General features: G+C 62.3%; 12 protein-coding genes. 1 reads left to right on the plus strand and 11 read right to left on the minus strand.

The features are described from left to right. Positions 1–203: 203 nt before the first annotated feature. The 8 genes from WJU18_RS21820 to WJU18_RS21855 all read right to left on the minus strand — a co-directional run bounded on the left by WJU18_RS21820 (position 204) and on the right by WJU18_RS21855 (position 11,194). Positions 204–875 carry a response regulator gene (locus WJU18_RS21820; RefSeq protein WP_423455644.1) on the minus strand — a complete coding sequence of 224 codons (672 nt, stop codon included), beginning with the start codon at positions 873–875 and terminating at the stop codon, positions 204–206. After that, the gene (locus WJU18_RS21825) at positions 799–2,583 is read right to left on the minus strand and encodes a sensor histidine kinase (RefSeq protein WP_423455646.1); all 1,785 of its coding nucleotides are present in this window, start codon (positions 2,581–2,583) and stop codon (positions 799–801) included. The genes WJU18_RS21820 and WJU18_RS21825 overlap by 77 nt, the downstream gene beginning before the upstream one ends. 26 nt (positions 2,584–2,609) lie before the next feature. Further along, on the minus strand, positions 2,610–4,718 hold the full coding sequence (locus WJU18_RS21830; protein WP_423455648.1) for a hypothetical protein: 2,109 nt from the start codon (positions 4,716–4,718) through the stop codon (positions 2,610–2,612). Positions 4,719–4,771: 53 nt separating this feature from the next. Next, entirely contained in the window at positions 4,772–6,610 is a 1,839-nt protein-coding gene (locus WJU18_RS21835) for a serine hydrolase domain-containing protein (protein ID WP_423455649.1), read from the minus strand. A gap of 132 nt (positions 6,611–6,742) precedes the next feature. After that, positions 6,743–7,693: a Bug family tripartite tricarboxylate transporter substrate binding protein gene (locus WJU18_RS21840; protein WP_423461070.1), complete on the minus strand. Its 951-nt coding sequence runs from the start codon at positions 7,691–7,693 to the stop codon at positions 6,743–6,745. Positions 7,694–7,864: 171 nt separating this feature from the next. Then, a complete protein-coding gene (locus tag WJU18_RS21845; protein ID WP_423455650.1) occupies positions 7,865–9,205 on the minus strand; it encodes a sulfatase family protein in 1,341 nt (446 codons plus the stop codon). A 49-nt stretch (positions 9,206–9,254) separates the two neighbouring features. Next, positions 9,255–10,244: a Bug family tripartite tricarboxylate transporter substrate binding protein gene (locus WJU18_RS21850; protein WP_423455651.1), complete on the minus strand. Its 990-nt coding sequence runs from the start codon at positions 10,242–10,244 to the stop codon at positions 9,255–9,257. A gap of 35 nt (positions 10,245–10,279) precedes the next feature. Then, positions 10,280–11,194, minus strand: a complete 915-nt coding sequence (locus tag WJU18_RS21855) for a Bug family tripartite tricarboxylate transporter substrate binding protein (protein WP_423461071.1) — start codon at positions 11,192–11,194, stop codon at positions 10,280–10,282. A 163-nt stretch (positions 11,195–11,357) separates the two neighbouring features. Here WJU18_RS21855 and WJU18_RS21860 point away from each other — a divergent pair, with 163 nt between their 5' ends. After that, positions 11,358–11,846, plus strand: a complete 489-nt coding sequence (locus WJU18_RS21860; RefSeq protein WP_423455652.1) for a MarR family winged helix-turn-helix transcriptional regulator — start codon at positions 11,358–11,360, stop codon at positions 11,844–11,846. Here the strand turns inward: WJU18_RS21860 and WJU18_RS21865 are convergent. From WJU18_RS21865 to WJU18_RS21875, 3 genes are all read right to left on the minus strand, one after another. Then, positions 11,827–13,212: a malonyl-CoA decarboxylase gene (locus tag WJU18_RS21865; protein ID WP_423455653.1), complete on the minus strand. Its 1,386-nt coding sequence runs from the start codon at positions 13,210–13,212 to the stop codon at positions 11,827–11,829. The genes WJU18_RS21860 and WJU18_RS21865 overlap by 20 nt on opposite strands. Positions 13,213–13,401: 189 nt before the next feature. Next, the gene (gene lgt, locus WJU18_RS21870; RefSeq protein ID WP_423455655.1) at positions 13,402–14,208 is read right to left on the minus strand and encodes a prolipoprotein diacylglyceryl transferase; all 807 of its coding nucleotides are present in this window, start codon (positions 14,206–14,208) and stop codon (positions 13,402–13,404) included. A gap of 149 nt (positions 14,209–14,357) precedes the next feature. After that, positions 14,358–14,609, minus strand: a complete 252-nt coding sequence (locus tag WJU18_RS21875) for a TIGR04438 family Trp-rich protein (RefSeq protein WP_423455656.1) — start codon at positions 14,607–14,609, stop codon at positions 14,358–14,360. Positions 14,610–14,709: the final 100 nt, after the last annotated feature.

Genomic DNA, 14,709 nt, shown 5'->3' on the forward strand with positions numbered 1-14,709 from the left:
GATATCGCCCGATATCACTGCGCTTTTCGCCCCCGCATCCCATCCCGACCCAGGGCGCGCCGTACACGACAACTTATTCAGCGTTGCCCTAGATCGTAAACACACCCTCAGAGGTTTTACCACCTCTGCCCAGCGTGCAATCCTAGAAGAAACCGAACCCGAGACCAGACCAGGCCACCCGTCAAAGGCCCGTCCGACCACTCTCACCGGCTCGACAGATAAGCCAGTACCGCCTGCACGCGCCGGTGGGAGTCGTCGTCCAGCTCCAGCCCGAGCGCCATGTAGATGCTGGTGATATGGTGGATCACGGTTTTCTCGCTGATGAACAGACGGGCGGCAATGGCCGCGTTCGAGCGGCCCTCGGCGACCAGTGCGAGCACGCCGCGCTGCCGAGGCGTGAGCATGGCGGCGGGCGTGCCGGCTTGATCTGCGCGATCGAGCAGTTGCTCGACCACGGAAGGGTCGAGCACGACCTCCCCGGCGATGATCCGGCGCAGGTCGGCCAGAAAATTGTCAATGTGGGTAATCCGTTGCTTGAGCAAATACCCTATGCCTCCCATGCCACCGCGCGCGTCGAGCAGCGTGCGCGCGGAGTGCGCCAGCACGTACTGCGACAGCACGCAAACCGGGATGGAAGGCCAGGCGCGGCGGATTTCCAGCGCGGCGGTCAGCCCTTCATCGGTATAGCCCGGTGGCATGCGTATGTCGGTGATCACGAGTCCGGGTGCATCGGCCTGGACAGCGCTGATCAACTCGGTGGCGTTGCCGACGATGCGGACGATTTCGAAATCGCCATCTTCAAGCACGGCTTCGAGGCCGCGGCGTATCAGCACCTCGTCCTCCGCAATCACGACCCGTATGGAATTCGCGCCCATATCCTCGTTCCTCCTTGCGCTTGCGTCTCCACGCCACTGACTCCCCCGTTGCCGCCACCCGGTCGGCGATCCCGGCCAAGCCCGTGCCCAGGCGCGGATCCACCCTGCCGTTGCCATCGTCGATGACGGCAACGTGCAGCCACGAACCATCGGCGTGCAGCGACACGGTGCATGACGTCGCGCCGGCGTGCTTCACCACATTGGTCAAGGCCTCTGCAACCACCAGATAGCCCGTCATCTCGGTACTGTCGCCAACCCGGCCCGGCACTGCCGCGTCGAGACGGGTCGGAATCGGCATGGCCAGTACCAGTTCCTCTATCGCTCCGGTCACGCCCAACTCGACCAGCGCCGGCGGCACCAGGTTATGCACGATGGAGCGCAGTTCATCGGCGGCCTGATCGATGGTGTCGCGCAACGCGGTCGCGCGTCTGGCCACCTCAGCGGCCGGCGCGGTGGCGATCTTCTGCGCCTCGACCCCAGCCAGCACCAGCCGCGCCTGCAGCCCGTCGTGCAAGTCCCGGCCGATCCGCCGCCGCTCTGCGTCGGCCGCACCGAACAAGCGTTCGCGCGACTCGATCACGGCTCGCCGGGAAGCCCGCAGCTCGACGGAAAGCCGCTCGCGTTCCAGCGCAAGCGCGGCCAGGCTGGCGGTCCGTTCAATTTCTTGCGGATCGCGCAGCACCGCGCTGTCGTACTCGATGACCGCCACGGGCGCCCCACTCAGGTCGATCTGATGGCGAGAGCGGCCCGCCGCGCCATCTTGCGCGGCAACGATCAAACCCTCCGCGTCCACCCAGCCGCGCAGCTCCATCGACCAGTAGCTCATCGTGAGGCTTGGATCGCCCAGCGCCATGGAAAGCGCATCCCGGATCTGCACACGCGAAGCCTCTGATTCGCCCAGCCAGGCGCCGAGCGCCTCCAGCTCGGCGCTGCGGCGAAAGCCTCCGAGCAAGAACGCGATCACCACCACCACGGGCACCACCCCGATCAAAATCACCTGAATCGAATCGCGCACCAGCACCTGCTCAGGCCACCAGACGCCGAACACCCAGGTGCTCAAGGGCACCAGCACCATCACGAACATCCCATAGCCGTAGACCACGGCCAGGGGCAGGCGGTGCTCAGGCCTGGCACGTGCCAGACGGCCGGTCAGGATGGCCGCGACCGACAAGCTGAGCAGGGTCACGATGGACAACTGTGCCACGCTGGACACCCCAGAAAGGCTCCAGGCCACAGACTCCATCGGCGGATCGAGCAGGTAGCGCGGCACCTGCATCACGATCCCGGCGAAGTACATGCTGACCATCAGCACACGTTCACCCACGGAAGACAGCCGCCCGCCCGGAAACGCCAGCATCAGATGGGCGAACGCCGCCCAGAACGTCGACAGCACCCCGCCCACCAGTTGGAACGCCGGCACAGTCGTGTTATTGATGCCGATGAGCCACACCCCCATGCCAGCCCACACCAGCAGCATTCCGACATTGTTGCGCGGACGGCGCCACCAGGCGATCAGGCCCGCCGCGAAATACATCCAGAACATGAATGGCAGAGCCCGGACCGTTCCTGCTGCCAAGGGCTGCAAGCCGTCGGAAGTCAGCAGCGGGAACAGCAGCAGGCCGAGCACCAGCCCCAAAAGGCCCAGCACCCACAGCACCGCCTGCCGAAAAGCGGGCGGTGCTGCCTGCGGCAAGATTGGGGCTTGCATCGGGTCTTCGCTCTATCTCTCTATCTCTACGGCTGGTAATCCACCGGAACACCTGATTGAAGGAAGTTCTTGGTCGTTTGAGCGTCCTTCGCCTGAGGGTCCCTCGACTGATATGGATAGGCAGATCCGCACCAGCTACCCGACTTGGGATGCAAGGCCCCGCTGCTGTCGACCACGCGGCAATCCGCCGGATCGATGACCAGTGCCTTGTCGGGAAGGCACTGCAGCTCCTTGCATTCAGGGAACCGCGCCTTGATGACGAAGGTATAGAGGTTGTCCTTCAGGTCAGTGAAACGCACCTTGACGGGATAGGACTCCACCGTGCCCACCCGGAATCCCGCGATCTGAGTATGGGTAGGCATGAAAACGTCTTGCTTGTCTTGCTCGCAACCGGGATCACCTGCTTCCCGCCCCATGGCGCAGACACCGTATTTTTTGATCAAAGGCTGGGTGATCCGGGAATCCAGGCTGCCCGGCACGCCGAGCGTCAGGGAAAATCCGCCCGGATAGGTGAACTGCCTTTCGTTTTCCAGCCCGCGGGAGCCTCCTACGGTAAAGATCAGGCCGTCGCCCAGCTCGCTCATGAAGCCCACGGCGTCATCCACGGAAAAGCCATAGGCACTCATCTGGAGATCGTCATGGATCAGCTTGACGTAGGGATTGAACGTCAGCTTCGGATCGTCCTTCACGTACTGCTCCAGGTGGTTGTATTGCAGGTCGTGGATGTACATGGGCTGGATAGTGGCGTGCGTCCAGCCTGGTATGACCGTGTCCTTCAACGGATTCGCCGCCGCGCCGCAGCCTTCGTTGAAAGGCACCCAGCCATAGATGTGCTTCAGCGCTTCGAGGTAGGTGAAGGTTTCAAGCTTGCGGTCCCTTGGCTCCGTGCACGTATTGCCGGCCAGCAGCGCGAGGTACTGCTCATGGCTTTTCTTGAAGAAAGCCTTGACTGCTTCCAGCTTGGTTTTCAGCTCCGGTGAGCAATTGACCGGTGCGCCGGTGACATGGCGCGCCGCGTCTTCTTCCGGCGTCCAGTTAATGCAAGTGCCCCACAGATTCTGGATATTCTGCACTGCCGGGCCAAAGTGCAGGGTTTCTTTTTCCGCTTCATTGCAGCCACCCTGGCCCAGTGGCGGGGGCAGGCACTTGAGCACCGTCAGCACCGGCGGAAACTTGTTGGGGTCGGCAGGCTTGACGGGTACGTCGTCATCGGGGCTCAAAGTGCCAGGACGCTGGGCAAAGATGTTGTATCCACCCGGCAGCTTCACGGCACCCAGGTTATAGAGCGGCCAGCCTTCGCCCACGCCGCCGCTTTGCAAGAACTTCTCCAGCGCGGTTCGGAACTGGCCCAGGGGCTGGGCAGAACCGCTGTACCCAATGTAAGGATTGTTCTTGGGGCCGATGGCCACGGGCAGGTAAACGTGATCCACATAGGAAATGTTGTAGCCCACGTTATCCGGAATGAGCAGACGCGTATTCTGCTTAGGCGGGAAGATGGAATCCCCAAAGGTGTATTCCGACAACTGGGCGTAAATGTTTTCCGACAAGCCTTCCGTGCCTGAATACACGCTCAAGTCGCACGCCGTGCCTTCCCCCGCGCAAAAGACGCCTTTGGGCGCGCCCATCAGTTTGTCGGAAGCGAGGCGCAGGCGGTCGACTCGGTCGGCCAGCACGACGCGTCCGCCGTTCCACCAGGTGATGTATTTCCCGTCTGGCAGGGTGCCCGCTGGCAGTTCGCTGAACACCGGTAGCGTGATCGTGACCGACGAATTCGAAGGGATGCCTTGCCCCTCGTTGACATACGCTTTGTAGACATATTTCGAGTTGTTGGCCTCCCGCGTACGCAAGCACGCTTGCACCCACTGGTCTTCCGTGCCCTTCGCACCGATAACCAGAACGGGGTATATCGTGCCGTCGGAATCGTTGTGGATGGTGATGGTCTTGGGCGGAACCATGACTTCGTTGCGGTCATAGTCCAGACAGGCCACGCCCACGGGCGTCTGGTGAAGCGGAGGGCTCTCTGGCTTGGGAGCACTGGCATCGGGGTCGGAGCCGCCACCGCAACCGGCCAGCGCGAAAACGCTCGCGCAAGCCGCGGCCTGCAACGCCCGCGAAATCAAGGGTGTATGTCTCATGGGTTTCTCTTTCTTCTGGGTTGTATAACTGCCGAAGCACTTTGCCGGTTCGGTCAGATTTCTGGCATAGGCCGGAACACCAGCGTTCCGACGTGCAGCCGGTCTTCTCCGTCCTCGCCTTTCTCCATGCGGAGCTCGACCAGATCCCGCCCCGCCATCACCGGGATCTTCACAGTCATGCCAGCCTCATTGCCATTGATCACACGCAAAAGCTGGTCGTCGTTCCACATCACATAGCCGGGCCGTTCGGCCAGTTCGCCGATCACGCCGGTTCTTGGCTCGTATCTGCCTTCGAACGATTCAGGATCGTCGTTGATACAGCGCCACTGGCTGCCCACCCGGTCTTGCCAGGCCGCCGGTAGCGGCGCCGGCGCTTCGGGCAGCCACTCGGCCACTGGCACCTCGTCCCAATACAGCTGGTTGCCGGAAAGAGATCGCTGGATCAAATAACGACGGCCCTCCACCGTTTTGAAGGCATAGCACCGCTCTGCGACACCATCCGCCCACCACCAGCCATCCGTGCGCAGGCGCAGGCCCTTGTCCGCCACGGTCCACTCCCCAGCGGTCCAAAAGCGAAAAGCCAAGGCGCCACCGGCCTCTGCCAGCACTTGAACGGGCATGCCGTCCCTGGCGTAGATGCCGGTCAATTCCGCCGCACCGGGCGTGACGGAGACCGCCGGCGGCACCGCGGAAACAATGGCCGAAGGCACGGCGGAGATCACCCCACGCTCCTGCGCGGCTCGCAGCAGCAAGCCTTCGAGCAAGGCCAGCCGGTTGCCGGTGAATGCGTTGTCGTTGACCAGCATCGCGGCCAACCGGGCCTGTGGAAGCACGATGAAATCGCAATGAAAAAATTGCGTGTCGCCGCCCTTTTTCCAGGCCAGCAATCCGGCTGCGTCCAAACCGGGTTGCCGCACGGTGTCCCAGCCCAGCCCCCAACGCCACGACGGGGCCGCGGGATCGATGCGCATCATCGCACTCTGATCAACGCCCATGTCCTGCAACGCGCCATCGGAGACGATGCGCCGGCCTTCGAACACGCCACCGTCCATCATCATGCGCGCCAGTTTCATCATGTCGGACGGCGTGCTGAAGAGGCCACCCGCAGCGTAGGGCGCCACCATTTCCTGCGGTAATGTCTGCTCCTTCCAGACCGGATGCACGAACGTGCCTTCGGCGGCTGGCGCCAAGGCAAACCCAGTGAGCGCCATGCCCAGGGGCCCCAGCAGTTCATGCTGGATGAAATCGGTGTAGCTCTGACCGGTGAGTTCCGGCACGATCAACTCCACCAACGTGAAGCCATCATTGCAATAGACCCCGAATTCGCCCGGATCGTGCTTCAGCCGCGACTGCTTGAGCGCCTCGAAAGCATCCTGCGCATAGCCTGGGACAAACGCGAAATTGAAGGCATTGCGATAGTTGCTACCGGGAAAACCCGAGCTGTGGGAGATCAGGTGGCGCGCCGTGATCCTGGTATAGCCCGGGGATTTCATGCTGAAAGATGGCAACAGTTCAGCCACCGGTTGATCGAGCGACAACATCCTCCTATCGCGCAAAATCATGACAGCCAACGCCGTGAACATTTTGGAACCCGAGCCGATATTGAAGCGCGTATCGACGGTGGCCCGCTGGTGCGCATCGCGGTTGGCGTAGCCAAAGGCCTCACTCCAGACGATGCGGTCATCGGCAAGCAGCGCTACCGAACTGGCGCCGAGGTTCGTGCCGGGTCGTTCGAGGGCTGCGAGGATGCCTTCACGCGTCCATCGCACGGATTCAGGGGCATCGGACCGGTCACCATCGCCGCCGCAGGCTTGCAGCAGCGCGGCAGTAGCCGCCGCTGTCCCCAGCTTCAGGAAATCACGGCGCAGCCAGGAACTGTATTCGGGATTCATGCGGTGCATTAGAGCACCCAGCCTTCATCCGGGACATCGGACTTAACTCCCAATCCGCGCGCAAGCCGGCGCTCCTGGCCCGGCTTGCTCCCGAAAGTCTGAACGGTACGTTCAAGGGAAGGGCGTGTCCCCCTAATCGAGCTTGGCGCCCGACGCTTTTACCACTTGTGCCCAGCGTGCGATCTCCGAAGATATCAAAGCGGCGAACTGCGGACCCTCGACATCGGGAAAACTCGCCCCCTGGGCAGCCCAGACGGCCTTGGCTTCGTCGGTCTTGCAGGCATTGCGAATACCCTCTATGGCGGCCTTCTGCGCCTCGGCCGGCATGCCCTTGGGCCCCCAGATCCCGTACCAGGTGCTGACGTTGTAATCAGGCAAGCCCACCTCCACAGCGCTCGGCACATCGGGAATGGCGGGATTGCGCTGTTTGCCGGCCACCATCAGCGCCCTGATTCGCCCGCCCTTGATGTGGCTCGCCGACGAGCCCAGCCCGTCAAAATTCATGTCGACATTGCCTGCAATGAGATCCTGCAGCGCCGGCCCCGCACCCCGGTACGGGATATGGGTGATGAAGGTCTTCGTCTGGATCTTGAACAACTCGCCCGCCAGATGGTGTACCGAACCAGCGCCGGCTGACGCGTAGTTCAGCTTGCCCGGGTTCTTGCGAATCCGCGCCAGCATGTCCTTGTAGTTGGCCTCCGGCGTGTGCTTGGGGTTCACGACCAGCACCTGCGGCACGCTCGCCACCTGGATCAAGGGCACGAAATCCTTCTCGATGTCGTAGTCGAGCTTGGGATACATGCTGGGCGCGATCATGTGGTGGGCGCCCCCCATGAACAGCGTGTAGCCGTCTGGCTGCGCCTTGGCCGCAATGGAAGCCCCCACGGTGCCCCCTGCCCCACCCCGGTTGTCGATCACCAGGGTCTTGCCCGTCAGTTTGGCGAATTGCGCCGCCAGGGGGCGGGCAAACGCATCAGTGCCCCCTCCAGCGGGAAATGGCACGACCAGGGTTACCGGTTTGGCGGGCCATGCGGACTGGGCCGAAGCCGTGAAAGGCAGCGCCAGGGCGGCACCGCCCAGCATGGCCTGCCGGCGGGTCAATGATGAAGTCAATGTGGTCTCCTTGGTTGTAGTCCGGGTAAATACATGCCCGGACATTTACTTTCGCACTGTCTTCCGCTCGGGACAATACCAAGATACCAAGGGGCCGTCTGGCCTTATTTTGAAAGTATTTGAACTAAGACTAACCAACCTTCAGCGCTGCGGCATATCCTTATAGGAGTAGCCCAGGCTCACCGCGGCATCAGCGGGAATCGGTGGCATGCCCGCCTCCCAGGTCTCCCATGCCGCGCGCATCGCGGCCAGGCGCTCTGGCTCCCGGCCCGCCTGATTGGCCCGCTCGCGCTCGTCCGCCGGAATATTGAACAGGTAGTCGATACCGTCCACGCGCAGATACTTCCAATCGCCCTGGCGCAATGCCCGCTGGCCCCGATGGTTCATGCGCCAATGGAGCGGGCGCTCAAAGGTGGCTTGAGGATCGCGCAGCACGGACATGAGCGACACGCCATCCAGCGGATACTCCGCATCCGGCGCCGCCCCGCCAGCCTCGATCATGGTGGCCGACCAATCCATGGTCATGCACAGCTGATCACTCACGCCACCCGCGGGAATCACGGCCGGCCAGCAGGCGATCCAGGGTACGCGAATGCCGCCCTCGGTCAAGTCCATCTTGCCGCCCACCAGAGGCCAGTTGTCCGAGAAGCGCTCGCCGCCGTTGTCGCTGGTGAAAACGATCAAGGTCTCTTCCAGCAGGCCTTCCGAGCGCAGTGCCTCCACGATGCGACCGATGCCCTCGTCCATATGATGGATCATGCGATGGTAGGTGTGGATGTTGCCCCCATGCAGATGGAACAGGTTGGTCTTCACCTCCGCCGCCAGCGCCGCATCATCTCGCGTTTCCCAAGGCCAATGGGGAGCGGTGTAATGAACACTCAGAAAGAAGGGCGTATCGCCGCGGGCCCCCTCGGCCATGCGCTGCACGTAATCCACCGAGCGGTCGGAGATCAGATCCGTGAGGTAGCCTTCCTCGCTGTGCTCGGCATCACCCAGATAGAGATCGTGTGTGCCGTTGTTGCTGCAATGGGTGAAGTAATCCACCCCGCCCGACATGGGGCCGAAGAACTCCTCATAGCCCGATTTGAGCGGCCCGAACACTGGCGGGTAGCCCAGATGCCACTTGCCTATCAGCGCCGTGCGATAGCCAGCCCCCTTGAGCAGCGATGGCAAGGTGGGATGCTCGGGAGGCAGGCCCAGCGTGGTGCTGCCCTTGCTCTTGCTGTTGATCGGTTCCTCGGCGGCGCCGCGCAAGCGGTACTGCCAACGCGCCGTCATCAAACCGAAGCGCGTGGGCGAACACACGGGAGAGTTGCTGTAGCCATCCGTCAGTTTCAGGCCTTGTGCAGCCAACTGATCAAGCACGGGCGATACCGGCCCGAAGCGCGCATCACGCCCGCCATAGCAGCCCAGATCGGCAAAACCCAGGTCGTCGGCGACGATGAAAATGATATTGGGACGTTTTGGTTTCTTTTCGGTCATTCTGGCTTCAAGCCGGCGCGCATCCGCCGGCTCCTCGCTTTTATAAAAATTATTCAACCTTCATCCCGGTGGCCTTGATCACACGGCCATAGCGGTCAGACAAATCGCTCAGGCGCTTGCTGGCAGCAGCCCCCGTGAGGCCTTCGTAGAACAGATCGAGTCCGCTCAGACGCTGCTTGATCTCGGGTTTGGCCAGCGCATCGGTAAAGGCTTTCACGAGCGTCTGCACCACGGCATCCGGAGTGGCGGCAGGCACCATGGCGATGTAGAGCACCTCCTGCTCGAGCCCCTTGTAACCAGCCTCCGCGACCGTAGGCACTTCGGGCGCCAGACTGGAGCGCTGGCGGCTGGTAACGGCCAGCGCCGTGATCTTGCCCGCCTTCACATGGGGCAGCATGCCTGGCGTGGCCAGCACACCGCCATCCACCTCCCCCGCCAGCACCGCGGTAACCGCGGGCGTATTGCCTTTGTAGGGCACATGGGTGATCTTCATGCCCGTCGCCTCATGAAAGAGCTCCGCCGAAAGGTGGCCAGGACTGCCCGATCCAGCCGAGCTGTAACTCACGCCCTTGGTCTTGCCGGCATTCACCAGGTCGGCCAGGGTCTTGAAGCCCCGGGACGGGTGAGTTCCCACCAGCAAACCCGAAGAGGCCAGGACCATCACCGGCTTGAAATCCGATGGTTTGAAAGGCGCCTTCTTGTAGATGTGCGGGTTGACGGTGAACACCGTATCGATGGAAAACAGCACCGTATAGCCATCGGGTGCGCTCTTGGCCACTTGATCGGTACCGATATTGCCGGCTGCCCCCGGCTTGTTGTCGACGATGAAGGTCTGCTTGAGCGTCTTGCCCAGTTCATCGGCCAGCGAGCGCGCGATGAGATCCGACGGCCCGCCTGGAGGAAGCTGTTGAGGAATTTGACGGGTTTGGACGGATAGTGATCCTGCGCGGCAGCGGAGAAGCTCATCAAGCCGGCGCAGAACGCCAGCAGCACGCGGCGCAAGGCAGGGGATGTGGAAAGCATGAGTGGATGATTTCAATGGATTGGAAGGTTGAGCACGTTCTCTGGACGTGTTCAGGGTTGGTAGCCGGATTTGCGCACCACGGGTGCCCATTGGGCGCGGTAGGCCTTCAGCATCGCCGCGGTTTCCGCAGGCGTGCTGGCCACGGGGGTGACCATTGCAGCCGCAAACTTGCTGCGCGTATCGGGGTCGAGCATCACTTCTCGGATAGCCTTGCCCAGGCGCTCCACTTTCTCACGTGGCATGGCGGCGGGCGCGAAGAGCGCGTTCCAGCCCGTGGCCACCAAATCGAGACCGGCTTCCTTGAAAGTGGGAATGTCCTTGGCGAACGGCGAACGCTTGCTGCCTGAGCTGGCCAGGATGCGGAGCTTGCCGGCTTCATGCTGCGGCAAAAGGGTATCCAGCGTATCGAACGCCACCGGCACCTGGCCGCCAAGCAAATCGCCGATGAGCGGGCCCGAGCCCCTGTAGCCGACCACTTGGCCATTGACCCTGGCTTTCTCCGTCGTCATGAGCGCGAAGAAATGCGGCAAACTGCCGGTAGCCGGCACACCAAAATTGGCCTTGTCCGGATTGGCACGCAGCCAGGCCAGCAAGTGAGTCAATTCCTTGACCGGCACGGCGGAAGACACCGCCAGGCCGAATTCGTAGTCGCTCACCTGCGAGACCGGCTGGAAGGTTTTCTCAGGGTCGTAACCGGCATCCTTGAACACCAGCGGAGCCACGACCATCACGGCAGGATTGCCTAGCAGCAACGCGTTCTGGCGCGCATCCATCTCCTTGAACTGCTGCGCCGCCAGCCGTCCGCCGGCCCCGGTCTTGTTCTCGACAATCACCGTCTGACCCAGCTTGGCGCCCAGCTTGTCCGCCACAATGCGCGCCGCGCGGTCGCTCGAGCCGCCAGGGGCATAAGGAACCACGATGCGCAACGGTCCGCTATCTTGAGCAAACGTAGCCGGAGCGGCCATGGCGCCAGCCAGTACGCCAGCAAGAATGGTATGTGCGAGAGTTCTTCTTTGCACCGCGCTTGTCTCCCATGGATATAAATCGCAGAATCAAGCACTGTAGGCGGCGCACCAAGAATTGACAAAATCAATCAATATCCGTAATTACCCTAGGGCGTATCCTAGGATGACTGCCTCACGCCTGACCCATCCTGAAACGCTGGACGACATGCTGTTGTTTCGGCTGTGGAACCTCACCGCGCGCGCGGGCCGCGGCGTCATACAGATGTGCGAAGAGGAATTCGGCATCACCCGGCGCGAGTGGCGCATGCTGGCCGAACTGGCCTTGAACGAAGGGGTGCTGTCTTCGCAGTTGGCTGAGCTGACGGGCCTGGACCGTGCGCGCACCTCTCGTGCCATCACGAGCCTGGCTGTCAAAGGCCTGGTAGAGCGCCGGCCGCGCCCTGGTGACCGGCGTGAGGTGCTGCTGCGCCTGACCGAAGCCGGCCAGCAACTCTACGAGCGCCTGCTGCCGCGCGTGGCGGCCATCAACCGGGAGCTGATGGCCACGCTATCGCAGGATGAAGCCGACATGCTGGACACCCTGCTCAAGCGGCTTCATGAAAAAGCACGGGCCATGGAGCCAGGACGGTTCGCTAGTCCTGCAAACCCTTGACTTGGCTGGAAACCGGAATTTTTCCCTGCGCCAGCAATTCGCGGTGCTTGTCCAGGCGCTTGAGGTCGTAGAGGTAGTTCACCATCAGTCCGTACGACTGCTTGAGCCCCTTGGAAGAAGGGTCCGCCAACCAATTCAGGCGCTCCACACGGGCACCGTTGCCCAAGTGAAAGCGCGCCACAGGATCGAGCGGCCTGGTGCCCTCGATGCCCTGCCCCAGGTATTCCGCCGCGCTGGCCATCAGCCAGCGGCGCACCGCGGAGGATTCGCTCAGCTCCGCCACGCCATCCAGCGCGGCCAGCACATTCTTCGCGGTCGGCGGTTCGCCCAGCTCGCGCGTCAGCGCTTGCTGCGCGCGCGCGGGCATGGATTCCACCAGACGGGCGGCGTTCTTGCTGATCCAGCTGCGCAGGCCCGGAATAGGCGACAGCGTGGCAAACACCTTGAGGCGAGGGAACTCCGCCTTCAAGGTCTCCACCACGTGCTTGATGAGCGAGTCGCCGAAACTCACGCCCCGCAATCCGGGCTGGGTGTTGCTGATGGAATAGAAAATCGCCGTGGTGGCCTTGGAAAGATCAGCCGCGGCCGCCGACTCGTCAAGCAGCGGCGTGATGCTGTCGGACATTTGGCCAAGCAAAGCGACCTCGACAAAGATCAACGGTTCGTCCGGCAGCCGCGAATAGAAGAAGCCATAGCAGCGGCGGTCGCTGTCCAGCCGGTTTTTCAGGTCAGCCCAGCTGCGGATGTCGTGTACAGCCTCGTATTTGATGAGTTTCTCGATCAGCGAGGCGGGCGAATCCCAGCTCATGCGGCGCAGGTCCAGAAAGCCGACATCGAACCAGGTCGAGAACATGTATTCCATCTCGACGTCGAGCGCCACCAGGGTCGGACGGGCCTTGAGGTGCGGCAATAGCTGCTCGCGCATGTCGACCAGGAAGCGCACCCCTTCGGGCAGCACCGAAATGCGCTGCAGGATGCGCCGGCGCGGGGACACCGTGGCGCGCCGCAGCCGGACCTCGGCGGCAGCTTCGTCCGTCGTGCCGATGGCAGCGGTGTATTGCGCCTGCGCGGCCTTGGTCTTGGCCTGATCGGCCACGAATTGTTCGCTCATCAGCAGCCAGGCGTCCAGCCGCTCGCCGGGCACTGCTTTCTCGTACCAGCTCAAAAAGGCTTGCGCGCGGCGCCCGCCTTCCACATCGCCCACACGCGGATCAATGATGGCCTGTAGCTGCTCCAGCAATTTGCGCAACGCGCGCGGTGACAAGGCTTCGCCCCTGCGGCCCAGGAGTGAATCCAGCCGCTCATGGGTGCTGCGTGGCGTACCCGTGGCGGCTTCTGCAGGTTTCAAATTGACTTCCGTGTTCATGACAGGCGATTCCACGCGGATGAAAGAGAAGAAAAAAGAGAATATTCAGGAGACATTCTCGGGGGAATATTGAGCATCTGACGCCAAACCAGAAGAATTTGACGGCTTTTGCACTCAATTTCCCTAAAACACAACTCTTTCGGGATTACCCTCCGTCATTCCCACCTGCCGGCCCGGCAGGAACGTGTTCTAAGCGCGCTTTTTACTCGCCCAGAGCCACATCAACACACCTGCCAGGATCATGGGCACACAAAGCCATTGCCCACGCGACAAGCCCAACGCCTGCAACCCCAGGAAGGCATCCGGCTCACGAAAATACTCCGCGATGAAGCGGAACAGGCCGTAACCCGTCAAAAAGGCACCGCTCACCTGCCCCATCTTGCGGGGCTTGCGCGCGTACAGCCACAGCAAAACGAAGAGCAGCACCCCTTCCAACAGGAACTGATAAACCTGCGAAGGATGGCGGGGCTCAGGGCCAGCCGCGGGAAACACCATGGCCCACGGCAAGGAGGGATCAGCCAGCCGCCCCCACAACTCGCCATTGATGAAGTTACCCACTCTTCCCGAGGCCAATCCCAGCGGCACACAGGGCGCGATCAGATCGGTCACCTGCAGCCAGGGCCGCTGACGCGTGTGCGCCCACCAGATCATGGCCAGAATCACGCCCAGCATGCCGCCATGAAAGCTCATGCCGCCCTGCCAGATCGCAAGAATCTCCAGTGGGTGAGTCAGGTAGTAGCCCGGCTTGTAGAAGAGGCAATACCCCAGGCGCCCGCCCACGATCACGCCGAGCACGCCATAGAAAAGCATGTCTTCGATATCCCGCCGCGTCCACGGGGCAGGCTGGGTGATGCTGGCATAGGGCTCGTGCTTGAGCCGCTGCGTGGCCAGCCAGAAGAACAGCGCGAACGCCACCAGATAGGTGATCCCATACCAGTGGATCGCCAACGGGCCCACTTGCAGCGCAATGGGATTGATTTGAGGATAAATCAGCATGCGCGCATTGTAGGAAAGCCCGCGGAGCAAGCCATACGCGGGCATCCGCGGAAAAGTCTATGCCAGGGCACCCGCGGAGCTGGCTTGGCCAGGCCGCCAGGTGCGTCCCCCTCAGGGGAAGGCGCGTAAGCGCCTCAGGGGGGACAATTTCAGCGCCGCCGGGATGAAGCGCTGGTGGGCCGCCCGATGGCTTTCCTCTGCCGGTCGATCCGCGCCTGCTTGCGCTCCTCGTGCCGCTCCATGGCCTTGCGCTTGGTATAGCCCGACCAATCCGCCCACGCCCACCAAACCACCGCCGCGGCGAACGGCGCCAGTACCACCCACCAGCTCCAGGTGGCAGGCGGCCCGAACTCCAGGTACTTCAGGAGCAACAAAATGATTCCAAGCCCCAGCAGATACATCAAGTTTCCTTAAAGGAGATCAGGTTTTTAGGGTCAACGCCCGCCGGTACAATGGCGTTGATTGGACTGTAGCTCAATCACCCACGAAAAGAGGAATGAT

Origin of the sequence: Ottowia sp. VDI28, from assembly GCF_049532675.1 — a bacterium.
Lineage (GTDB): Bacteria > Pseudomonadota > Gammaproteobacteria > Burkholderiales > Burkholderiaceae_C > Ottowia.